The sequence below is a fragment of the Methylophaga thalassica MP genome (genome assembly GCF_000214595.1).
GTDB classification, from domain to species: domain Bacteria; phylum Pseudomonadota; class Gammaproteobacteria; order Nitrosococcales; family Methylophagaceae; genus Methylophaga; species Methylophaga thalassica.
Map to the genome: position 1 here is coordinate 337,586 of NZ_AFIG01000003.1, position 23,038 is coordinate 360,623.

The window sequence follows — 23,038 nt, forward strand, 5'->3', positions numbered from 1 at the left end:
GTTACAACCTATCTAACCATGAAAAGAAAATACTATTTCGCCAAAAATCGAGCCATAAATACTTAGTATCATTTTTAAAACGGAGTCTTATCATGTCTAAAACCTTGTGGATTGTGAACATAACTCCCCACGACAAATCGGCCAATATCGTATAAAAAAAACCATAATTCTTAAGAAAATAGTACTGACGTGACTGAAACCAATATTTTGGACGCCTTCTTCGAAGACTATCACCGCTTACAATCCCAGTACTTTGTCCCACATAGTGGATTACACGACTCGAGGGAACATACCAGCATTGCCAACCTGACCTTTGAGCCTGTAAACAGTAGTCTGTTTCCTCGTAGTAAAGAAAATAGTTTTCATCCATTAATCCAATATCGTCAATGATGGAGTAACGAATGAACATACTTGCTCCTGCTAACCAATCAACAACTTCAGGCTGAGATGGGATGTCTTTCGAAGAAACTAAATATCGATGGAACAGTTTATCTGTGATCCCTAACCTTAGACCAGATAATAACTCACTTTTCAGGGAATGAAATCTAAATGAAGAACGTTGAGGCCGACCAGCTTCATCTTCTAGACGACTACCGATAATGCCTGCTCTAGAATGTTCCTCAGCGAAATTAAGCAGGTTAGTTAAAGCATCATCTAAAAGGCTTGTATCAGGATTAAGCAACCATACATATTCAGGAGAATTCATAAATTTATCTTTAGCTTCTTTTATTGCTAAATTGTTGCCATAAGAAAAGCCGCCATTTCTCTCGGCAAGGACGACCAATACATATTGGTCATATTGCGACTCCGAAACAAAAGACTTTATCTTTGCAAATGAATCGTCGGGCGACATATTGTCAACTATGATGATTCGATCACAATCAATATCAATCTGTTCAATTAACCGTGGAAGTAAGTTGCAAACATGTTCTGCTGTACAGTAGTTTACGATAGAGACTAACGTCCTAACGTCCAATATTTGTGACATGGTTACCCTCAGTTATTATTTACTTTTCAATATTGATATTGACAAGACACATACATAACTAATTACATAGCGTGTTTGCCAGAATTATCTAGTTTGACTTATTGAGTATTTAGTTGATATTAAATCGTGAACTCTACCGGCTAGGCTACCGATCACGCACCAATATAAAGGGTTGATTGATGCATTTGGCATCTGATCCATAATAATTAATCCTACAACAAGAGAATGCGCAGAGATAAGGTACTGGCTCTGAATAGGCATAGATTTGATTCGTTTATCTTTACTAAAAATCAACCAAATCGGAATAATCATAAAAAGAAAAGTAGACAAAAACCCAATCCATCCTGAAACACCAATTGATATTATCCATGCACCATCTGTTGTGCTAATGTCTTGACCAGTCTCTGGGTCAAACACTCGATTCCTTCCCCAATCTCCCCAGCCGAACCAGGGCTTTTCATTAGCATGCTCCAATAAAATATGTTCATTATCAAACCGATATTGCAATGAACCAGCCCTATCAGCACTTACAGAAGCAGCAAGTTCAACTAAGTCCTGATGAGGGAAAATTTTAGTAGCTGATAATATTGGATAAGTAACAAACACAATAGTAATCAACACTGAAACTAAAATTATTTTTCTTGGACTGGAAAATTTTATAGCTACGAACGCTAACAAGCCATAAAGCAATGCAGCAAGACTTTTGGATAAAAGCAATGTAAGAAAAACAACTAATAATCCTGAGCCTGTTTTAAATCTAAATACCTTAACTTTTAATTTGAACATACAAGTCCAAACAGCTACCCCCACGGCGAAAAACATTGCAACTAATAAGCCATGCCCCATAAATACTACGGCTCGGAACCCACCATCACGGTATTGCTGCCCCCATGCATGTGGAAAATAACCATATATCATGCTGTGTAATTGTGGACTCATTCTTATTTCATAAAGGGCCAAGAATGCATAGACAAAAGTTGCTATAGCAAAAGTTTTGAATAAATATATTTGTTGATTTTCCTCACGAAAATAAGTAGCTCCTATAAAAAAAGGAAAAAAATTCAGTAATGTAGTTATTGAGCTACTTATTCCATCATATAAGGTCAAACCAGGTAAAAAGAGATAACGTTCCTGATTACTCAAAGCCGTAAAAATGGGTGATAGTATTAGTATAAATAAAAGTACTTTATACACTCGACTTAGTAAATTTAATGAAGATAATGACCCACTGAACAGCATATACACTATTATGGTCAATATAGTGATTAGAAACCTGTCCAAGTCTGGCAGGCCACTGATTTCTATCGACATGCGAGCGGGCAAGAACATATAAGAACATAATAGCGCTAACAGTGCACCTTTCCCGATCCCATAATTGCGCAAGAGCACAAATGTTACAAATGGCCAAACAGCCATTACAAGGTAAGCAAAATTATTAGGTGTCATATTATTAAATCGGGATTGAAAATAATTCAATAAGCTTCACAAGGCGACATGTTTGCCTATATTCACTCATCTACCAATGCGCTTTTAGAATACTGCATCGCTTGACTTTTTCCATGGTTTGTATGTCACTATAAAAAGAAGATAACCAGGGTCCATTTTCATTGTGTTAAATAAGTGAAATAGAAATTTTGGAATCGAGGAAACATTGAATTGTGTATGAAAAGAAAGAACATCTCTCCAGATGCGAAGTCTGTGTCTAACTAACCTTAAATTGATTAACTCTTTAAGCTTAGAATCGGATTGAACTTCAGGATGTTCAAGTAATTTCTTAATTAATTTGACTGCATAGTAGTGCAATCTACCAGACTTTGTTATGGAATTTTCAACCCGTCTATAGACACCAAAGCCACCTTTAGTTCTTACTACCTTACCGTTACTCAAAATAATATTGAGCCTTAATGTAGAATCAGCAAATCCCTTCATGTCTTCATCATAACCACCAAATTTTCTTACTGTAGCGGCTTTATACATTTCGCAGGCAGGAAATGGGGGTGGATACAAAAGAAATAACTCTACTGGTGTGCCGGGTTCATCTGGCCAATTGATTCGATTTAGTGGACCAATCTCACCTTTCTCATCCACACCTTTAAAGTCTGAACAAAATATATCAACCTCTTGGTATGTTCTGGCCATTTTCACATGACATTCAATAAGATCCTCTGAAATCCAATCATCTGAATCTAAAAACACAACATACTCCCCCGATGCCGCTCTAAAACCTGTGTTTCGAGCGGCACTCACACCTTTATTTTTCTGTGTAATGAGAGTGACATTACTACCATACAAAGAGCTAATTACAGAAACAGAATTATCTGTAGAACCATCATCAACAACTATAACTTCTATATTTCCATAAGTTTGAGACATTGCGCTATCAATAGCGGTTTGGATATAACGCTCTCTGTTGAAACAAGGGATGATAATGCTCACTAAGGGGCTATAAGACATGATGGTTTCCATTAAACAGTTAATGATTTAAACGCTTGGAAGTAACTCGTTACTATAAAAAGAGAAGTAAAATATTGTGAATGCTATAACGATCAATATAAAAATAATATCTATATCTGGTTGCCATATTCCTTTTTTGTATGCTAAATAGGCATTTAGAGGATACATAAACCAGGTTACAAATGTGTAACCTATCACTAACCCCAATACTCCAAATAAATAATAGCCACAGATTATTGATGTGATCTGAACGAGAACTTGGGTTGTATTCAATATAGTAAGTAGTTTTGGATGACCTAATGCAAGAATAACATTTTGATATGACATCGATAACACACCAATTAGCATTGATAATGGCAATATTTTTAACATCCAAACAGCATCAGAGTATCTTTGATCGTAAAGTATTCCTATCAACTCAGACCCTAGGGTCATCATAGCAACAGAAATAGTCCATGCACTCAAAACCATCAACTTGAGTGTTTTTCTCAAGGTCACACAAACATTGGATATATTTTCTGTTCTAGCAATATTCGCAAAAGAGGGAAATAATATTTTATTGCTGATAAGTTGGATAACATTTTGTGAAACCATGTTAAACATTGCTGCTATGGTATAAACCCCAAGCATTGTCGTACCCATGAAGTATCCAAATAGCACTCTATCTATCTGTGAAAGTAAGAATGTCACCCCAGTACTCAGAAATATCCACTTTCCAAAGCCAAAAAGCTCATATATAGCAGATTTATCCCATCTGAATTTGTTCTGGATCCCATCTAATAAAAAGTGGCTCAAACCTAGCTTAACAAATACCCCTACTAAACTTCCTGCTACTAAACCCCAGACCGTAGGACTAAAATAAACCCATAATAGCGTGGCAACCACACCGAGGAGTTGTGAAGACAGATCCATTAAGGTGTATCGTTTCAAACTTAAATTGCGATTCGCTGAACTTATCGATGTCGAATAAAAACCTGAAACGATGGCTGATAGAGCAGCGATGGGGATTATATCTATCAATCTTGGTTCATCAAAAATACTCGCATAAATTGGACTCGATAAACATGCAACGGCCCAAATAATCGCCCCACGTATTATCTGCAATGTCCATGCTGTATTTAAAAAATCCGGATCCGCTCCTCTTTTATTTTGAATAATACTAGCCCCGGTCCCCAAATCAGAAAACATACTTATTCCCTGTATAAAGACATTTACAAGCATCATTAATCCAAATACTTCTGGAAAAAGTAGTTTAGCTAGAAGAACATTACTAACAAGTCTCAAAGATTGAGATATGCCATATCCAACAACGACCCAGACAGAACTGTTAATTGCTTTTTTTCTCAGGCTTGAAGAGCTTGTATCAAGGTCTTGTGTAGACATTATGTGTAGAATTATCCATGTTTTTATTATGCCTTAATTGCAAAACCATATCGCATATGACAAATTATTATTCAGATTTCAGCTCAAAACTGTTTCACTAATTCTAATCATGAAATCATATTTTATTAATTAAATGCTTGTATTCGTCGGTGAATCTTATATCGCCTTCAGGAATGCCCCATTTATCTCCAGCAAAATATCTAAAATCACTGAACGAGCTTGCTGTAATGCAATAACCCGCATTGATCACTCTCGTACTGATACCAATTTCCCCGTCTAGAATCAGTTTTTGTTTATCGTAGTTAATACTTTTATCGAGGAATCCATCAGGGAAAACATGCTCAAGTACATCCATGTTTGTATAGAGGAAGAAAGACTGTATGTGGGGCATGAATGCTTTTTCATCACTAATTGTATTATGCGAATTCAGTGAAATACCACACATTCCAGTGCTGTCATTTTTATAAAACAATAATTGATATTTTTTCAACCAATTATCGTCTTTTGGCCCAACAACTGATGAGTTTAAGAACAATACATCTCCAGTATAATTTTCCTTTCTCAATAGTTCTAACCCATAATCGTATGCGCCAATATCCATGCCTTGATTATTTCTGAAAAAGATTTTTTTAACAAATGGATACTTAGATTTCAATGAAATATATTTCTTCTTTGGAACACTTCTTTTACCGAATATTGAAGCAAATACTGAATCGGGAACTAGCTTGTCAGTGTTAATAACCAGATAAAGTTCGAAATCAACCCCAGAGTTCTGGCTATTAATTGCTCTAAGAAGCCTACCAAGTCCACAATTGATTTTGTTTCGACCTAAAACCTTTTTTCTTTTAAGTGAGTAACCATTCCAATCTGCCAATATAACTTTAACTCTATTCATCGGTAGCCACTTAAAACCTGATTACTAATATACGATAACCACATATTTATAAATCTTTGATTCAGCCATTATGCAAGTTACAAAATAAGCAACATACTTACCTAAAAGCACATAAAATGAATTTCAACAATATAACTAAAACTCAATAACAGTAAGGCATTTCCTACTAAATGTGTTTAATTATTCTAGTAACCAAGAGTCTGTAACGCAAAACTCTCTCAGTAATTTTTAAAGTATATTAGCCATACTCTAACCACACCAGTAATATATAAGCATAATTTTGTTATGAGTATAAGTCGTATACAACCCAAAAGTATCGATTTTTTAGCTGAATCATTATTAAGTGCTCACTGCCACTGTAGTCAAAAGTTTAACAAGGGGTATTTACAATGATAGCTAATCGTTTGTCAGTATTGCTGATAATGATAAATTAGAGATCTAATCTCAATATAGGCGACGTTATTGGTTTCAGAAAATATACTCGACAAATTTTTGAAAATTGAAGCTAGTAATGTTTATTAGCTTTTCTTAATGCTACCAAAATTAATGCTCACTAATGTAAGTATAAAATTTACTTCCATTAGTGAATTTCAATATCACACCTAACTCAAATTTGAATAACTATATGATCAAAATCGGTTACTTAGTACACGACAATCCGCATGATGTAAAAAGTTTCAGTGGTACAGGCTTTTATATGTTTAATGCACTCTGTAAAACTAAAAATGTCGCAGTGCATTTGTTAGGAGAAAAATATTTAAAAAAACAAAGCCTCATTAGTCAAGCAAGCAAATTACTGAGAAAACTTTTTTGTTTTTCTTCAAAGCTTAGAGAGAAAGTTGATCTGATTGAACAATATTTTTTTCTTGAAGCAATAAAAAAAGAACTCAAAGAAAATACTTTCGATTTCATCGTTGCTCCAGTTTGCAGTCACCTCATCGTAGAAATTGGTAAGCTCCCAAGTATCCCAGCAATCCTCTTTGTTACTGATGCTACTCCAAGTTTTCTGAAAGACTTCTATCAATGGGATATTCCAGATAATGCTTTTGTTACTGAACAAACGGCAATAAAAAACGCTACTTATGTCATTTACTCATCAGATTATATGAGAAAACTCGCATCTACTGAGTACGGTGAATTCGATCAGAAAAAGTTTTTAACAATCCCTTTTGGATTGAATATGAGTACTGCCCCCGAAACCATTCCAAATAAAAATTATTCGGACAAATTAAATATTCTGTTTGTTGGAAGAGATTGGGAACGTAAAGGAGGTGAAAAAGTATTATCTGCATTTAAGATTCTTGTTAGTTGGGGTTATAACGTGGATCTAACGATAATTGGCGCAAACCCGGAACAAACTCGTAATATTGACAATATCAGAATAATTGAATATGTGAATAAGAGTAGTGAAAGTGATCAAGCAATGTATTTTGAAATACTTAGCAAAGCTCACTTTTTATTACTTCCAACAAAAGCAGATTGCACCCCCATGGTGATTGCTGAAGCAAATGCTTTTGGTGTACCGGCTATCACTACCAATGTTGGTGGCATACCAACACTTGTAAAGGAAGGGCAAAATGGATTTCTATTTAATATAGATTCAACAGCAAACGAATATGCCAGTTTAATACACAAGATATTTTCAGATAAAAAACTCTATCTCGATTTATCAAAGTCATCCCGAAAAGAGTATGAAGATAGACTAAACTGGACAATATGGGCGGAACATATAATAGAAACCGGAATGACCGTCGGAAGACGAAATAAGGGCTGATTTTGAATAATTTTTTAATCGACTTAATAAATATTTACTAGTTATCCTTTGAATAAGTTATCGACTGAACACCTATGGAAATAAATCTATTAACATTAAGTCATTTTGAAATAAGTTTTATTCCCAGAAAACGGGTTTTTTTGAGCTATTTCCTAGTACCCAGTCATAAACTTGTAAACTTTTCTTTGCTTTAGCTTGCCATGCATAAAATGTCATAACATGGTTATAGGCGTTATTTGATAGTTCTTTTAAACGTAAATTATCACTAACTAGTTTTTCTAGCTCGAATATCATTTGTTTGGTAATTTCATTTTTATCAGCTAATTGCAATTTAATCCCCCTTGTCTGATCAACCAATTCGGCAGAAGCACCATAGTCGACAACAATAGGTGTCATTTTACAAGCCATAGCCTCTACTAATGCTCCAGCCCCTAGCTCTCGAATTGTTGGATATGCAAAAATAGCACACTCTCGCATATACTGGCTTACTTCAGCTTGTGTTTTCCAGCCTACAAATTTAATTACATGCTCTAAATGGTAGTCTTTAACTTTTTTCTCCATTTCTTCTCGCATAGGCCCATCTCCAACGATGACTAACTCATGCTGCTGAAGAAGTTCGCTAGAAATGAATGCTTGCAACACAACATCTGGAAGCTTATACGGAACTAATCTACTTGCGAAGAGGATCTTCTTTTTTTTCTGATAAGTTCTTTCTGAGTCATTATTAAAGAGTTTAGGGTCAATTCCTACCTCAGGGAAATTAATTATCTTTTCTCTAAATTCATTGGGTAAGTCATCAATAGAGTGTTGAAATCCTGCAAGTATAGAGGTAGCTTTTCTTAATGTTGTTTTCCTGAATGGTAAATATTTATATATATTTCTTATTGGAGAAAGCCACTCTTTTTCCTTACTTCTCTCATCATAAAAGTGTTCCGGCCATTTCAAACCACCATTAAGAGGCCCGAGAACAAATGGAGTATGTGTTTTTGTGGCAATTATGCTTGGAAGAGTGGGTGACATAGGCGTTACACGATGAATTAAAGAAAACTCTTCAGCATTAATTCTATCTTTGAGTAGCTTCCATGCTTCCCATTCAAAGGCAAGATAAGAAGGATAATTAAAGGCCATAGCCGTTGTCCACCCACCTTCGTTACCTCGTATAAACTTAGAAAGTTTATATATAGGCTTTGCAATATACTCATTATCAATATAGATGATTTCTGCATTATGAAATCCAGATTTCTCTATGTTTGCTTTATTTCTAATATGAGTTACAACCGTACAGTCGATTAATTCAGCTATGGCTTTTGATGCTTTATATCCTACAATTGGAAGAGAAGGCCACTCTGGGTTACACTGTTCTGCCAAGATCAAAACTTTCATTCTTTTAATTTATTCCTTTAACTCAAAAGTTTGTTTTACATTTATAGTCTTAGCATTAATGTAGTTAATGATATTGTCGACATTATAGTAAGATTCTGGATTGTTCTTAAGGTTATTCAACACTGAAAGTACATAAGACTGATAATCTGAAAACCCTTGGCTTGCAACAAACATATCCAATAAATTTACATTATCAACTTTTGATAAGTAGATATTGTTACTTCCTGTTACATTCTCTGCTGAGTCAAGTACGGATGAATCTTTATCAATTCCAAGATTTACATAATTGTTATTTACAATTTGAGTATCTCTAGTATGACCAATTACCTTCAGACCATATGTATTAGTGAGCTCAGCAGCATTATCAGAAACAGTATTTCCGCATATCAGCCCTGACTGCCAATCATTTGCCTCAATATTAAATGCAATATTTCTATTAGTAGGTTGTGTGCGTCCAATATTTGATAACACATTGTTAGTTATCTGGATGTTATCCCATCGGTAACCATTATCGAAGTCAGTATTTCCACCAATAGAAAACCCAACTTCACCTTCAACTATTATATTTTTATTAAGCAAGATATTGTATGAATTTATGGCATCAATTTTCGTAGCAGAATCAGAGTTCGATGTAAATTTCATGCCAATGCTTGAGGATCGAGATGACAAATTCTTTTCGATGATCAAATTTGAGCTATTTTCGATATATACATTGTGATTGAAAAATGTGGCATAGCCATAATCTTTTGTATTAATTGCAACATTTAAGGGTCTTTGTTGATACCAACCATTATGATCGAAAATATTTTCTTCTATTAAAGCCGAATTGATTTTACTGAGAAAAATCCCTTGAGAATGACTTTTAGTACTATATGAATTCAATATCTGGTTTCGTCTAATTACAATATTCTGATTTATAGCTCCGGTCATCGCACCAAGAACTACGGTACCTGCAAAGAAGTTAAAACGGTTATTTTCAAAATGCAGACCTTGAACAAACTTACCACTCACATTCGCAAATACAACTGGCGATTGTAAATCACCTGTCCATCCTACAAAACTACTAGATTTAGGATCTCGCCCACTTGCGTAAAACTCAATGCCAACGACAGTAATGAAACTTCTATCCTTAATACCCTGCATTACGTCTGCCGTATATGAATCTATTATCGGCCTTTTTGTTCCTTTGTCACCATAAGCACCAAAAACAAGATGAGCTGCTTGTGATTTACCTGATTTCAACCAGATTTTGTTCTTCAGTTCAAATACATCACCTTTTTTAAATAATATCCAATCAGGCTTACCATCTCGTATCTGCTCGTATGCTTTTTCAATCGTTTTGTATGGTTGAATAGTTTTTGGATTGAATGGATTATCCAACTCAGCACTGAGATATGTTTTTGCAGTGCTATCATTTCCGTCCGTTGAGCTAACATAAACTATTCTGGTTTCACTATCAGGAGTTATAATTGACCAACCATTGCTATCTTGTGGATAAGTTTGTATGGCCGCTCTCCATGGGGCATCTACTTCGCATTGAGGATAGTTACTGCTATCAACAACATCTGTGACAGTCTCAGCAACTGAGTCAGATTGATTATTATCGGAGGTAGCGTCGGTATCATTTAAAGTCAGTTTTTCTGACACACTGTTTCTAAAGTTCCTGGTTGATGATTTTTCTATCAGATTTTGACGTGTAGATTGTGTAGTTTCCGATGAAGCTTGACTACTACTTCCACCACCACTATTGTTTCTGCTAAATCTATTATTGCTGGTACTTGAACTGGATGTTGTGCTTGCAGAGCGATCATCAGAATATCTATCGTTTGTTTGAGTATTTGGAAATCTCAAAGATTCTGTTTCTTGTGTTCTCGCCAGAGTTACTGAATCACTACCATTACCACTTGAATACTCAGTTGCGCTTGGATTACCAGAAGGTATGGTTTCTATAACAGAAGATGGCACCCATGTTAAAGACTCCCCTTGACACTCCCCTTGAGTTAGGGAATTTGCTTTCATGACTTCTTTATTAAAATCCGAGAGCTTTTTATCTTCCCATGCTTGGTAGTTAGTCCATTGACGGCCTGTTTTTATAAGTATGAGATCACCATTACTGGCGTTGGCTAATAACTTGGCTTTTTCTATACTTTCAAAAGCTGCTACGTTATTAGCTTGGTACGGATTCCGTATATTGTTCAGTGTATAAGTTTTAGCCAGTTGATCACTACCATTATAAGGATTGACGAAGATAATTCGTGATGACTCATTAAATTTGTTATTGGTTACGATACAGTCAGCAAAAAGTTGACCAGCTGTCAGGAACATGCCAAAAAACACTAAGAATAGTTTATATTTCATATACATAACATGCACCTCAGGTAACAGATAATTCAAAAACTACTTTACCGCTATAATGCACGGAATACCAGCTTCCTTTATGATGGAGTTCTCATTTAGATTAAAATATTAGTTGTGCAAAAGTATATCTTGGTTAATTCAGCAAAGATTATACTAGATGAATATTGTAAAGCTCTAGAAGCCAACTACGAACACGTTTAACATCAGGGTTTTGGCTTTCTTTCATTTTAATAATCGTAGATGATCGTTTGTCTTTGATCATGTCAATCACTGTATTGACGTTCACCTCTTTAGAGTCGTCAGCAAATGCATAAACCAAAGCAAAATCACATAAGTTATTAATACGTCTTGGAACACCTTCGCTATAACAAAAAATGGCAGCACAGGCTTCATTGGTAAAAATCTTATGGTCAGCGCCTGCAACTTCCATCCTATGCTCAATATATTTTTGCGTTTCAGGATAACTTAAAGCTCTCAAGTGATACTCAACCCCTATTCTCTGTGCGAACTGTTCAAGTTCAGGTAAGTTTAATTTATCACTGAGCTCAGGCTGGCCCGTTAATACCAATTGCATAAAAATATCAGCATCGATATTCACATTTGATAGTAGCCTTAACTCTTCTAGTGCTTTAACCGATAGGTTTTGTGCTTCATCAACGATCAGAACAATTTTTTTACCTTTAGCGTGTTGTTCAATAACAAAGTCGACATAGTCACGATAACGCCCGGCATTATCAGTAGCAGATGAGGGAATCTCCAAAGCATCCAACACCCATTCCATTAATTGTCCGAAAGACTCACTGGTATTATTGATCAGCCCAATGAGATATTCGTCATCCAATTTGTTTAACAAGGAGCGCACTAAGGTTGTTTTCCCTGCACCAATTTCACCGGTGACCACAGTAAAGCCAGCCTGACTCATCAAGCCATATTCCAACATGGTCAGAGCTTTTTTATGTACTGGGCTAAGATATAAAAACTTAGGGTCGGGTACCAGGTTAAATGGCTTGAAGTTCAGACCAAAATGTTCTGTATACATGAATCAATAATTCTGATGGGTTGGATGTGTTTCTGCCTTGTTAAGAACAGTACCGACAAGGTGCGTGCCCTCTAAAAGCTGCAATGACTTTTTGATGTTCTCTTCATTGTTTTTACCGTCTTCCAGTACTAACAATGTGCAGTCAAAATAGTTTGAGGACATTAATACATCATCCGTTTGTAATAGAGGGGGTACATCAAAAATAATCAAACGTGAATTGTATTGTGACTTAATATCTTTCACTAACGAGGCCATTTTCGGACTGGACAATAACTCGGCAGAGTCTTCAGCCCTTCCCATACCAGGTAAGATAACCAGTCTTTCTATTCCAGGGTTGACCAGAACATGATGGAGGTACAAATCGTCTTCCAGGTATTCTTTTAAGCCCGCTTCCACATTTAGTCCAAAATAGCTGGCAATGGATGGATTACGCAGATCCATATCCACTAGCAAGACTGTCTGGTTTAACTCCATGGCAATCGCTACAGCAAGGTTAGCTGAAACCAATGATTTACCCTCTCCCGCAGTGGGGGAAGTAATGGCTATTGTCTGCCAATCATTCTGACGCATTTTCTGCAGAACCTGGGTACGCAACATCCTGAAGACAGCGGATTGTGGATTATTGTAGTGTCCAGCGATGACTCTATTATTTTCTAAAACACTTTGAGGTGTTTTAACGACTTTTGTCTGTGTATATTCAATATTCTGTAGAGGTGGCGCTAGCGGATCTTCGGGAAAAGATGTCTTTTCCTGTGTCTCCGTTTGAATGACTGTGTTATCTGGTTCGACCTCGATCCCCGCATGCTTCTGCTTGGCTTTATCTAAGGCTTTTTGAATTCTATCCATTCTTATTTCCTACTCAGAAGTATAACGTCACGATTACAGCAAGCTGACTTTACGCATCAACCGATACCAGAGCACTTCGAGATTAATGACATAAAAATGTATTGCAATGACTGAAATTATCGCGAGGATGATAGCCACTATAATCCAGCGGTTTCTTAATGTTTTCCTACGAGCAAGCTCTCTGGTGGTCGTAATCATAGGAATCACAACAAGTGGCGATTTCCCCACTATATGGGCCACCTGTGTATAGCCTCTGACACCACCAAAAAACATCTCCACTAAAAAGGCTAGACCAAGCCCTGCACCTACTGACGCGCCTAATCCCAACACTAACAATTTTGGCCTGTTAGGCTTTTCGGCTTTTGATGGAACTGCAGGAGGTTCAATCAAGGTAAAGCTTTCACCTTTATTTTCAGACTCAAGATTTTGTGCCAGCTCAGCCTGTAACTGCTTGGAGCGTAACTCACGATATTTTGCGACCGTATTCTCATGGTCACGTGTCAGCTCATCATAAGCCCGTTGTACCTGGTATGTTTCTGAAACACGACGCTCAAACTCGGCCAGTTTGGTTTTAATTTCTTCTTGCCTATTACGTAGCCTCGACACCTCATTCTCAGTAGAGTCAATTTTTGACTTAAGCTGCACATAGGCTGGATTCAAACGATCATTAGATGGTTTCGTTTGAGTCGGCTGACTATCTGCTTTTTTAAGGCGCTCCTCAAGACTAGCAATTTTATTTTTTTGCGCTTTTATATCAGGATGACTATCAGCATATTTTTCACTTAGGGTATTCAACTCCGTTTTAGCCTGCTCTAATTCAGCCTGAATCACTTGAGCATCATTGCCCGTCACGCCTAATTCTTTTTCTAAGGCATCAATTTGTCGCTTGACTCTTACCACATCAGGATGAGTTGGCTCATATTTTGATAATAAGGTGCTATATTCAATTCTTAATTGTTCTAGTCTCACTTCAGAACTACTTGGTTCATTCGTGCTGCTTGCTGTGGCACCTAAAGGCAAATACATTGGAACAGTTGAAAGTTGCAAACTCAGAGTCGTGATTTGATCTTTTAATAGTAATATTTCGTTTTGATTGGAGGTTTGTTCATCTCCTAATCTTTGGATCATTGAAAGATTGTACTGTAATAACTCTGGTAAACTGCCACTATAGCGGTCTTTAAATTCTGCAATTTGTTTTTCCAGTTCACGCACCTTTGCCTGAAACTTATCTCCTTCTTCTTTCAGGAAGTCTTTCGTTTCTGCCGCACGATCAGTTCGAGCTTTGACATTTTCATTCAAAAACTCAGTAACCAGTTCATTTGCGACCTGTTGTGCTTTTTGAGGCGATTTATCCATGAACGAGACAGTAAAAGCGATACTGGCTCGTTTTGCACGACCACTTACAGGGTCGGTAACATTCGCCTGGACTAAATCCACACTGACATTGGACTTAAACAACTCGACGATGGTTGAAGTGGCTGCAGTTTTTTGACGTTCAGTCCTGTATAAATCATATTTGCTAACCATCTCCATCACTCTGGATGTCGTCATCAATCGTTGTTTGATGACTTCGATACGTTGGTCAGCATAACTTGTGACGGTTGAACGAACTAAATCATTTGGAATTTCTTGTGATTCAATCAGGATAGTTCCCTGAGATTTATAGGTGGCAGGAAGTGAAAATACCACTATAAATGTCGCTATGGCTAACAACATAGCAGGAATAATAACCCAAACCTTCCTGCGCCAGAGAAGATTAAGATAATCCCCTAAGCCTTTTACTTCTTCTTCCATTTATTATTGCTCTTTGCTGTAGATTTAGCGAGAAAAACGAATTCCATCCCAATTGTAGTCGATGTTGAATGAAAGCGCATTGCTGTCGACATCCTTGCCATCTGACTCATCAACACTACGATACCGGTATGAAAAAACAAGTGCCCAGTCTTCAGCTAGTTTCCAAGATAGACTGGGTGAAAAATCAATGTATTTTGTCTCTGTACTATCTAGATCATCTGCGCTGCGATATTTACGATAGCTTGCTGATAGACTTCCAGAAAGTTTCTCGGTGAAGTTCCTCCGATATGAGAACCTATAGGCATCCTGTTCATTTACGTCACCTTCACTTGATGGCGTTAATGAGCGACTTGCTGAAAATGTATAACTATTTAACTCATCTTCTCTTGTTGTACTAATTGAGTAATCTAAACCAGTACTCTGATCAGATGTTTGCGGGCCAACGGCAGGGTTATTTTCGCTATCCAAATAACGTGCACCCAATAAACCATTCACTGACCAAAGTTCAGACAATTGATATTCACTTGTGAGTCCTAATGAGTAAGAGTCGTATTCATTATCCAGTCTGTCAGATTCAGCTTGATAGTTAACATAACTGACTGACAAACCCGCGTTTAACCGTTCTGTGTATTGATGTTGCGAGGCCAGGTTAAGACTAGCCGTTTCATTATCTGTTAGGTTAGACGATGAACCCAGTATAGTGTTATTGCTTCCTGAATCTGACTGTTTTCGAGTTTGGTATGAGAAGCTAAAACTTATTGTGTCTAATTCCGTCAATCTGTAGCTATATGATGGCGAGATACTTTTCGTAATTGTGGTGGATGTGTTACTAAAATCGGCCGTATCTTCTTCTGCAATATCGCGTGATTCACGTTCTGCATAATTTAAATTGAGGCCATAGGTACTTCTCTCAGTAGCATAAGATGTACTAAAACTGGCGAAGGGATTTTCTTTATCGAGCTCTTTTAGATCTTGATATCTGCTTATTCTATAACCTAAACGAACTTCTGATGTTGAGTTTTCTAATGATCGCGTTAAGCTTAATGTAGGATCAATATTTAAACTGAAATCATCTAACCTATCTTCACGAAGTAGCTCATTATCGTCATATTTAAACTTAGGATCAGCCTGTGCATTAAATACCCATTCTGCTGCTGATGCTGTATTTATGAGCAGGCAAGGCAATAATAGCGGAATATATTTTCTCATGGACATGTGTCTCTGCTATTTTGCTTAAGGTACGATGATAACGTCGCCACTTTCCAATGTAATGTTGGTATTTAATGCTTTGCCTTTTTTTATCTCTGCATACTTGACAGGTAAGACTTGTTGCTTATTCCCATCTCTGCGAAGCACGATAATGTTGTTTTCTTCTGCATAAGGTGATAAACCACCGGCTAAACTTAGCGCTTGCATGGCATCTAAGGGTTGATTCATTACAAATGAACCAGGGTTTAATACTTTCCCTAAAATATGAACTCTATTACCTTCAACATTTGTGACAGAGACCGTAACAACTGGATCTGCCAGGTATTCGCTGAGTTTTTTAGTTAATTCTTCTTCAACCTCAGCCACCGTTTTGTCTTTGGCTACAACTTCTCCAGCTAAAGGAAAGGTAATAACGCCATCAGGCAGGACCGTTACTTGTTTTTGTAAGGACTCTTCATTCCATACTGAAATATCTAACACGTCACCTGAGTTTAATAAATAGCGTTCTGCAGCAAACGTCGTTGAAGAAAATAGAGAAAAAAGTGCAACAAAAAGTACAAGGAAGCGCTTAAGCATGAGGGAAAATCCTTATCTATAAATAACATTCAAAATTGATATTAACACTCTATTTTTCAAAAAAAAAGGGAGCTTTTGCTCCCTTTCAATTTGTGACAGTTAAGTTACTGTTAACTTAAATCTTAATTCTTATGCAGCAACTGCTGATTTTCTTCTAAGCCCCAAGAAACCTACTAAGGCAGGAGCAAACAAGAATAATGCTGCTGGTACTGGTACAGCAGATACTGATACGTCATATTTCAAAATGTTAGATGCAGCATCAATGATATCAATACCGTAGTAAACACCAGCTGTTAAAAATGCTGTAAAGCTGAAATCACCTGTAATAGCGAAAGTTTGTGCACCAGGTAAATAATAACCACTAGGGCCAGAAATTTGACCAAACTTTATGGTCGCACCGGATAATGCAGTGAATGGGTTAAATGACCATTCCACTTTAATTCCAGTGTCGGTATCAGAGATAAGATCAAACTCTGAATACCAGTTACCAACTTCACCCACAGTACCACCAGCAAGAACAGTACTGTTGTTATTGACATCAACTGACTGTGTTGCGCCACTTGATCCGATACCAGTAAGAGTCAATGTTGCAGCATTAACACCAACAGAGAACATGAGAGCTACTAAAAATAGCATCGCCTTTTTCATAATAAACTTCCTTATGCATAAGTTGAAAAAACAAGCAATGCAACCCAGCCATCTTTAAAAAAGATCTGTGGCTTTCCGACCCCGCCTCACGACGAGTTTGGCTTTTGTTAAATTACCATATCCATAAGATATGATAATCACCTATCTGACTTTTTCAGATGAGTGAATGATATGGAGCATTGTCCACCCGTGTCTATTGTACCTTGGTACAATTTTGCTATTGGAATTTAAAATCAATGCTCTAAAGGATATAAAAAAAGGGAGCCAAAGCTCCCTTTTTTTATATCCTTTGTAACTTTAAATTAAGCTGCAACAGCTGTTTTTCTACGCATACCCAAAAAGCCTAATAAAGCAGGGGCAAACAAGAATAGAGCAGCAGGTACAGGTACCGCAGATACAGAAACGTCATATTTAACAACGCCTGACGTAGCATCAATAATGCTCAGGATATAGCTAGTACCTGCAGTCAACATAGCTGTGAAGCTGAAGTCTTCAGTAATTGCATATGACACAGTGTCACCCAATGTACCAAAAACTAATGTTGCACCAGTAATTGCAGGATTAAATGACCATGCGATTACAACAGGTGTATCAGTATCAGTTGTGAGTGAAAATGCTGAACCCCAGGTACTTTTCTTAGAGACAGTACCACCAGCTAAAACAACTGAACTACCAGATAAATCAACACTTTGACTTGCGTTAGTTGAACCAGCTTCAGTCAGAGATAACGTCGCGGCGTTAACGCTTACTGAAAACAATAAAGCTACGATAAATAGCATCGCTTTTTTCATAATAATTTCCTTATGCATAAGAATTCGAAAAAACAAGCAATGCAACCCAGCCATCTTTAAATGTAGATTTAAAGATCTGTGGCTTTCCGACCCCGCCTCACAGCGAGTTTGGCTTTAATTACACAACATCAAACACGCCGACATTGTGTAAGACCAGTATGATCTTGCTACAAAGCCATCACCGTTGATGTCTATTGTTCTGATTGCTATTAAGATATTTACGATAACTAGTATTATCTGGTGTATATGCTTTACACCGATACCTTAACAGTAAGGATATGATACTGTGTCTCAAAGTAAGTAACAAGTATATTTAGTAAGTAACATTACTAATTAAAACTAAACAAACAATTAATAGGCATTTTTACCGACAAACCCTTTGAACAGGGTTAAAAAAATAATCTCAAGATCGAGTAATAACGACCAGTTCTGGATATATTTCAAATCATAATGCACCCGTCCCTGCATTTTATCCAGCGTATCTGTTTCACCTCTAAAACCATTTATCTGTGCAAGCCCAGTAATGCCCGGTTTCACTTTATGTCTCAGCATATATCCCTGAATCTGCGCACGATATTGCTCATTATGTGCTACAGCATGTGGTCGTGGTCCAACGATGGACATCGACCCACCGAGAGAATTAAAAAATTGTGGAAGCTCGTCAAGAGACGTTCGACGCAGGAAACCACCAAAAGGCGTAATTCGGCTATCATTTTTTTGAGCTTGTGTGACTTTTTCACCATCTTCCGTGACTGTCATTGTACGGAATTTCCATACTTTAATTTTTTCACCATCCACACCATAACGGGTCTGTTTGAAAAATACAGGACCTTTAGATGTGAACTTCACCCCAGCGGCAATAATCAACATGGGTATAGCAATAATCATCAGAATAATGGAGCTGAGGATAATATCTTCTAATCGTTTCAATATACTATCGATACCAGCAAAGGGCGTTTCATAAACTGAAATAGCCGTGATGCCCTGATAATCCACCCAACGTGAATTAAGAAGATTGAACGTGAACAAGTCTGGTACTAAGTATACTGAGGCGGTGCTGTCTGCCAACAGCTCGGTTATATGCCGTATTCTATGCTCTGCTGACATAGCAAGAGTGATATACACCGTATCCACTTTACCTGCTTTGCAGTCCTCAATCAGCTGATTGAAATCACCCACATTTTTATTGGTAACGACTAAGTTAGGTTCCGTTTCGACTCGTTTTTGTGAGCGGTCATCGTAATAACCTACCAGCCTGAATCCTGACCAGTCCATTTCATTAAATGCACGCTCCAGACGTTTTCCCAAAGTTGTTTCACCAACGATAGCAACGTTTCTGGTGTTGACTCCGCGAGCCCGGAGGATTGCCAACGATGTTCTCACAATGGCATGCCAGGAAATTAATTCAATTGGCGTCAATAAAAACCATAAAAAAACAAAGCTATCCAGATAACTACCAGAGTGAATGAAAAAGATATCAATCATCACCAGAATGAAAACACTGGTAAACCATGAAAACATAACTGCCGAAACTTCTTCTCGCAATGCTGTGCCTCGCCATGAACGATAGGCATCTTGAGATTCGGCAAAAAAATTAAACAATAAAATAGCGAATAAGAGACTCCATATATAAAGGACATCCCATCCCGCCTTAAAAATATCAAATAAGGCTAAAAAGGTAAGCAGGATAATGCCACTATCAATCAGGCGTGATATCGCATTAATTTTTGCATCGTATTGTCTAATCCTGCCTTGAGCCATTTGTTCCTTTTTGCCTTATTAGTATTTATTGGTATTGAGTGACATCTATAGTTTAAGTATAAATGATGCAGGATTAATTCGCTTCGCTCTTGTAATAGCTTTCAAGAACAGAGATTAATCTAGGCAATTCATCTTCTTTCATGAAGTTAATACCTGCAGCTGCTTTTCTACCTCCACCAGTATCAAATTGGCCTGCAATATAATCAGCTCCTTCTTGACGTATTTTGGGTGCTCTTATGCTCACCACGTAAGCAGATGATTCAGGTATTTCAGTGAGAATTAAATGTGCCCGTGAAGGATACTGATTGCTTAAATAATTACTATAGGTACCACTAATACGTCTTGCCCATTTATCATCAGGTAGTGTGATTACTCCCACTGTCTCATTTTCATAGCTAAGCTTTTGTTGTTTGGCCTGTGCCAAATCAGAGTTGAAGCCTGAGTTCAGAGTCTCAATTATTTCAGCATTGTCATCAATAAAATCTAGCGGAGAGCGGTAGTTAACACAACATGTATACAACTCATCAGGCGCGAAGAATAAATCGTCAATACTGGCACCATAGCCGTTGTAATTAATATGCTGCCCCAGGGTTTTGAGTTTGATTATGTTACTTTCATCAAGGTGGATTTTTTTAGCATAATCTTCAGCAACACTGGCAAGATTGTCTCCAAAAGCCGCTGTTATCGCCCATAATTCATAGGCATTATTTAGGTACTCATTGATTATCAACGCAGTGCATTTATTGGGATGCATATCAATCAGTGCTTGTAAACGAGGATGACTGATTTGCTCTCCTGGGTTGTGATGATCGGCATAAAACACATCGACATCATTCAATAGCAGATTTAGCAGCGCATCATGATTTTTCTGCATTGAGACATCTAATACTGTGACTTGACACGCTTTTTCTACATCGACCCTACTCAGTAATTTTATATCTCGCTTAACACCAGTAATTAGTTCAGAGCGAATGGGATTAGCTAATCGCAATTGAACTAACGCACAAATACCATCAGCATCGCCATTAAAAACATCAAAGTTTGTCATTAGCTTTAAATAATCTCGTTTTGTTTTAAGTAGGAAATCACTCTATCAACGCACTCATTTACATTGAGTTCAGCTGTATTGAGTGTGACTTCAGGATGGTGTGGTACTTCGTAATCGGAATCAATGCCCGTAAAATTTTTTATCTGTCCACTTCTGGCTTTTTTATAGAGACCTTTCGGATCACGTTCTTCACACGTGCTTAGAGGAGTAGATATATAAACCTCAACAAACTCTTTTTCTTCAACAAGGTCACGAACCATTTGCCTATCACTGCGAAACGGTGAGATAAAAGCACTCATCACAATCAGACCAGCATCTGCAAATAACTTGGCCATTTCCCCAATTCGTCTAATATTCTCAACACGATCTGCATCTGAAAAACCCAGGTCCTTATTCAAGCCATGTCTGACATTATCACCATCAAGTAAATAAGTGTGATGTCCCAGCTCAAATAGCTTTTGTTCTACAGCATCTGCAACCGTAGACTTACCAGCACCACTTAGGCCTGTAAACCATAAAATACAGGGCTTTTGTTTTTTTTGTTTTGATCGCTCTAACTTTTCTACCTTGTGTTTATGCCAAACAATATTTTCCATAACAAAAAATTCCTCATCTAAGTAAGTAATATATTGAGGTAGATATTACCGACTTCACTAATTATTCCTAGTCCCTTGATGTAAAATTTATTATTTCGTTGTTTTTACTAAAGTCTATAGGCAAAAAAAAGAGCCTGACATTAGTCAGGCTCTTTAATTTGGTACCGACGGCCGGAGTCGAACCGGCACACCCGAAGGCACTACCCCCTCAAGATAGCGTGTCTACCAATTCCACCACGTCGGCAAGGGTAATCAAGGTTGCGTATTCTACGGTAATTCAGGCAAATCTGCAGGTGTTTTATCGACTTTTTGTTCTGTTGTTGGCGCAGACTCAGTCACACTTTTTGCTTTTCCTGGTGTTTCCACAGAAAAATAGGCTAGTGTCAGGCTGGTGATGAAAAAGATAGTCGCTAAGATCGCACTTGCACGACTTAAAAATGAAGCTGAACCCTGACTGCCGAACAGACTACCTGAAGCACCGCCACCGCCGCCACCAAATGCAGCACCTGCATCAGCGCCTTTACCGTGCTGAATCAGAACAAATCCAATCAGCAAAAGACAGGCAATAATATGAACTGTGAGAATAATCGCGTGCATGTGTTGTTAACCTAATTTTAAAACTGCGGCCTGACATATTTTAACAAATTCATCGGCGTCGAGTGATCCCCCGCCGACAAGTCCGCCATCAATATCAGGTTGTAGAAACAATGGCGCAGCATTATTACCTTTTATGCTGCCTCCGTAAAGTATTCTTATATTTTTTGCTATCTCTTTATCGTGTTTTGCTACACGTTGTCGCATAAAACTATGTACGTCTTGCGCCCATTCTGGCGTGGCTGAGCGGCCTGTGCCGATAGCCCATACCGGTTCATATGCTAAAACCGTATGAGCGAGCCCTTCAACGCCCTGATGCGCAATAACAGTATCCAGTAATCGCAACACCACTTCTTCGGTACGACCAACAGCATGTTCGTCAGGGCTTTCCCCAATGCAGATAATTGGTGTAATGCCCGCTCTGACTGCCATTTCATATTTTTCAGCGATAATACGGTCAAGTAGACATTGATCCAGGTCTAACTCAGCATATAAACAGCGTCTTTCTGAATGGCCTATTAATACATATTTGCAGCCAAAATCTACCAGCATGCTCGCCGAAATTTCGCCCGTGTAAGCCCCTTTCTCAAACTGAGATAGGTTCTGCGTCCCCCAAGATAATCCTGTACCTGTAAGGGCAGATTGTACTTGTTGCAGGTAAACAGACGGCGGAAATAACGCGACCTCGATATCCGAAAAGGTATCGGCTTTAGAGAGTATGCCTTCAAGTAGTGCTTTATTACTCTCACTAGAGCCGTTCATTTTCCAGTTACCAGCGACTAGTGGTTTACGCACTTAACACTCTCTTTCAATATAAAATGAAACATCAGACTACATACCCACTATGGATAAAGCAATGTATGAAATAGTTCTGGCTAAGCAATTACCAGAATAAGACTCA

20 protein-coding genes, 1 tRNA gene and 2 riboswitches are annotated in these 23,038 nt (G+C 37.6%); of the genes, 1 reads left to right on the plus strand and 20 read right to left on the minus strand.

What is annotated here, in order from left to right; translation table 11 throughout:
- Nucleotide 1: 1 nt before the first annotated feature.
- From MAMP_RS13190 to MAMP_RS13210, 5 genes are all read right to left on the minus strand, one after another.
- Nucleotides 2–988, minus strand: coding sequence for a glycosyltransferase family 2 protein (locus MAMP_RS13190; RefSeq protein ID WP_007146578.1), 987 nt, complete (start codon nucleotides 986–988; stop codon nucleotides 2–4).
- Between the two features lie 84 nt (nucleotides 989–1,072).
- The gene (locus tag MAMP_RS13195) at nucleotides 1,073–2,434 is read right to left on the minus strand and encodes an O-antigen ligase family protein (RefSeq protein WP_007146579.1); all 1,362 of its coding nucleotides are present in this window, start codon (nucleotides 2,432–2,434) and stop codon (nucleotides 1,073–1,075) included.
- An 84-nt stretch (nucleotides 2,435–2,518) separates the two neighbouring features.
- Nucleotides 2,519–3,442 carry a glycosyltransferase family 2 protein gene (locus MAMP_RS13200; RefSeq protein WP_007146580.1) on the minus strand — a complete coding sequence of 308 codons (924 nt, stop codon included), beginning with the start codon at nucleotides 3,440–3,442 and terminating at the stop codon, nucleotides 2,519–2,521.
- Between the two features lie 27 nt (nucleotides 3,443–3,469).
- Nucleotides 3,470–4,825 (minus strand): oligosaccharide flippase family protein, encoded by a 1,356-nt coding sequence (locus MAMP_RS13205; RefSeq protein WP_007146581.1) that lies wholly within the window; start codon nucleotides 4,823–4,825, stop codon nucleotides 3,470–3,472.
- 115 nt (nucleotides 4,826–4,940) lie between these two features.
- On the minus strand, nucleotides 4,941–5,720 hold the full coding sequence (locus MAMP_RS13210) for a rhamnan synthesis F family protein (RefSeq protein WP_007146582.1): 780 nt from the start codon (nucleotides 5,718–5,720) through the stop codon (nucleotides 4,941–4,943).
- A gap of 625 nt (nucleotides 5,721–6,345) precedes the next feature.
- On the opposite strand from MAMP_RS13210, the gene MAMP_RS13215 reads away from it, so the two are divergent.
- Complete coding sequence (locus MAMP_RS13215) at nucleotides 6,346–7,494, plus strand: glycosyltransferase family 4 protein (protein ID WP_007146583.1); 1,149 nt, start codon at nucleotides 6,346–6,348, stop codon at nucleotides 7,492–7,494.
- A 117-nt stretch (nucleotides 7,495–7,611) separates the two neighbouring features.
- On the opposite strand, the gene MAMP_RS13220 is transcribed toward MAMP_RS13215, so the two are convergent.
- The 15 genes from MAMP_RS13220 to tpiA all read right to left on the minus strand — a co-directional run bounded on the left by MAMP_RS13220 (nucleotide 7,612) and on the right by tpiA (nucleotide 22,932).
- A complete protein-coding gene (locus MAMP_RS13220; protein ID WP_007146584.1) occupies nucleotides 7,612–8,877 on the minus strand; it encodes a glycosyltransferase family 4 protein in 1,266 nt (421 codons plus the stop codon).
- A 9-nt stretch (nucleotides 8,878–8,886) separates the two neighbouring features.
- Entirely contained in the window at nucleotides 8,887–11,235 is a 2,349-nt protein-coding gene (locus MAMP_RS13225; protein WP_139031938.1) for a right-handed parallel beta-helix repeat-containing protein, read from the minus strand.
- A 148-nt stretch (nucleotides 11,236–11,383) separates the two neighbouring features.
- On the minus strand, nucleotides 11,384–12,274 hold the full coding sequence (locus tag MAMP_RS13230; RefSeq protein ID WP_007146586.1) for an ExeA family protein: 891 nt from the start codon (nucleotides 12,272–12,274) through the stop codon (nucleotides 11,384–11,386).
- A 3-nt stretch (nucleotides 12,275–12,277) separates the two neighbouring features.
- Nucleotides 12,278–13,120, minus strand: a complete 843-nt coding sequence (locus MAMP_RS13235) for a CpsD/CapB family tyrosine-protein kinase (RefSeq protein WP_007146587.1) — start codon at nucleotides 13,118–13,120, stop codon at nucleotides 12,278–12,280.
- 33 nt (nucleotides 13,121–13,153) lie between these two features.
- Nucleotides 13,154–14,914: a Wzz/FepE/Etk N-terminal domain-containing protein gene (locus MAMP_RS13240; protein ID WP_007146588.1), complete on the minus strand. Its 1,761-nt coding sequence runs from the start codon at nucleotides 14,912–14,914 to the stop codon at nucleotides 13,154–13,156.
- Nucleotides 14,915–14,938: 24 nt separating this feature from the next.
- Nucleotides 14,939–16,129, minus strand: coding sequence for a porin family protein (locus MAMP_RS13245; protein WP_040576609.1), 1,191 nt, complete (start codon nucleotides 16,127–16,129; stop codon nucleotides 14,939–14,941).
- 18 nt (nucleotides 16,130–16,147) lie between these two features.
- Nucleotides 16,148–16,699 (minus strand): polysaccharide biosynthesis/export family protein, encoded by a 552-nt coding sequence (locus MAMP_RS13250; protein ID WP_007146590.1) that lies wholly within the window; start codon nucleotides 16,697–16,699, stop codon nucleotides 16,148–16,150.
- 129 nt (nucleotides 16,700–16,828) lie between these two features.
- Complete coding sequence (locus MAMP_RS13255; RefSeq protein ID WP_007146591.1) at nucleotides 16,829–17,347, minus strand: hypothetical protein; 519 nt, start codon at nucleotides 17,345–17,347, stop codon at nucleotides 16,829–16,831.
- Nucleotides 17,348–17,382: 35 nt separating this feature from the next.
- Nucleotides 17,383–17,459, minus strand: a riboswitch (cyclic di-GMP riboswitch).
- A 190-nt stretch (nucleotides 17,460–17,649) separates the two neighbouring features.
- Nucleotides 17,650–18,138, minus strand: coding sequence for a hypothetical protein (locus MAMP_RS13260; RefSeq protein WP_007146592.1), 489 nt, complete (start codon nucleotides 18,136–18,138; stop codon nucleotides 17,650–17,652).
- Nucleotides 18,139–18,175: 37 nt separating this feature from the next.
- A riboswitch (cyclic di-GMP riboswitch) is annotated at nucleotides 18,176–18,261 on the minus strand.
- A 228-nt stretch (nucleotides 18,262–18,489) separates the two neighbouring features.
- On the minus strand, nucleotides 18,490–19,899 hold the full coding sequence (locus tag MAMP_RS13265; RefSeq protein WP_007146593.1) for an undecaprenyl-phosphate glucose phosphotransferase: 1,410 nt from the start codon (nucleotides 19,897–19,899) through the stop codon (nucleotides 18,490–18,492).
- 73 nt (nucleotides 19,900–19,972) lie between these two features.
- Nucleotides 19,973–20,947, minus strand: coding sequence for a DHHA1 domain-containing protein (locus MAMP_RS13270; RefSeq protein WP_007146594.1), 975 nt, complete (start codon nucleotides 20,945–20,947; stop codon nucleotides 19,973–19,975).
- A 5-nt stretch (nucleotides 20,948–20,952) separates the two neighbouring features.
- Nucleotides 20,953–21,543, minus strand: coding sequence for an adenylyl-sulfate kinase (gene cysC, locus MAMP_RS13275; RefSeq protein WP_007146595.1), 591 nt, complete (start codon nucleotides 21,541–21,543; stop codon nucleotides 20,953–20,955).
- 159 nt (nucleotides 21,544–21,702) lie between these two features.
- Nucleotides 21,703–21,787, minus strand: a tRNA-Leu gene (locus tag MAMP_RS13280).
- 23 nt (nucleotides 21,788–21,810) lie between these two features.
- Nucleotides 21,811–22,140, minus strand: a complete 330-nt coding sequence (secG, locus tag MAMP_RS13285; protein WP_007146596.1) for a preprotein translocase subunit SecG — start codon at nucleotides 22,138–22,140, stop codon at nucleotides 21,811–21,813.
- A 6-nt stretch (nucleotides 22,141–22,146) separates the two neighbouring features.
- A complete protein-coding gene (tpiA, locus tag MAMP_RS13290) occupies nucleotides 22,147–22,932 on the minus strand; it encodes a triose-phosphate isomerase (RefSeq protein ID WP_007146597.1) in 786 nt (261 codons plus the stop codon).
- Nucleotides 22,933–23,038: the final 106 nt, after the last annotated feature.

Coding starts and splice junctions, on each gene's coding strand:
- MAMP_RS13190 (WP_007146578.1), bottom strand. CDS start 988: ATGTCACAAATATTGGACGTTAGGACGTTAGTCTCTATCGTAAACTAC.
- MAMP_RS13195 (WP_007146579.1), bottom strand. CDS start 2,434: ATGACACCTAATAATTTTGCTTACCTTGTAATGGCTGTTTGGCCATTT.
- MAMP_RS13200 (WP_007146580.1), bottom strand. CDS start 3,442: ATGTCTTATAGCCCCTTAGTGAGCATTATCATCCCTTGTTTCAACAGA.
- MAMP_RS13205 (WP_007146581.1), bottom strand. CDS start 4,825: ATGTCTACACAAGACCTTGATACAAGCTCTTCAAGCCTGAGAAAAAAA.
- MAMP_RS13210 (WP_007146582.1), bottom strand. CDS start 5,720: ATGAATAGAGTTAAAGTTATATTGGCAGATTGGAATGGTTACTCACTT.
- MAMP_RS13215 (WP_007146583.1), top strand. CDS start 6,346: ATGATCAAAATCGGTTACTTAGTACACGACAATCCGCATGATGTAAAA.
- MAMP_RS13220 (WP_007146584.1), bottom strand. CDS start 8,877: ATGAAAGTTTTGATCTTGGCAGAACAGTGTAACCCAGAGTGGCCTTCT.
- MAMP_RS13225 (WP_139031938.1), bottom strand. CDS start 11,235: ATGAAATATAAACTATTCTTAGTGTTTTTTGGCATGTTCCTGACAGCT.
- MAMP_RS13230 (WP_007146586.1), bottom strand. CDS start 12,274: ATGTATACAGAACATTTTGGTCTGAACTTCAAGCCATTTAACCTGGTA.
- MAMP_RS13235 (WP_007146587.1), bottom strand. CDS start 13,120: ATGGATAGAATTCAAAAAGCCTTAGATAAAGCCAAGCAGAAGCATGCG.
- MAMP_RS13240 (WP_007146588.1), bottom strand. CDS start 14,914: ATGGAAGAAGAAGTAAAAGGCTTAGGGGATTATCTTAATCTTCTCTGG.
- MAMP_RS13245 (WP_040576609.1), bottom strand. CDS start 16,129: ATGTCCATGAGAAAATATATTCCGCTATTATTGCCTTGCCTGCTCATA.
- MAMP_RS13250 (WP_007146590.1), bottom strand. CDS start 16,699: ATGCTTAAGCGCTTCCTTGTACTTTTTGTTGCACTTTTTTCTCTATTT.
- MAMP_RS13255 (WP_007146591.1), bottom strand. CDS start 17,347: ATGAAAAAGGCGATGCTATTTTTAGTAGCTCTCATGTTCTCTGTTGGT.
- MAMP_RS13260 (WP_007146592.1), bottom strand. CDS start 18,138: ATGAAAAAAGCGATGCTATTTATCGTAGCTTTATTGTTTTCAGTAAGC.
- MAMP_RS13265 (WP_007146593.1), bottom strand. CDS start 19,899: ATGGCTCAAGGCAGGATTAGACAATACGATGCAAAAATTAATGCGATA.
- MAMP_RS13270 (WP_007146594.1), bottom strand. CDS start 20,947: ATGACAAACTTTGATGTTTTTAATGGCGATGCTGATGGTATTTGTGCG.
- cysC (WP_007146595.1), bottom strand. CDS start 21,543: ATGGAAAATATTGTTTGGCATAAACACAAGGTAGAAAAGTTAGAGCGA.
- secG (WP_007146596.1), bottom strand. CDS start 22,140: ATGCACGCGATTATTCTCACAGTTCATATTATTGCCTGTCTTTTGCTG.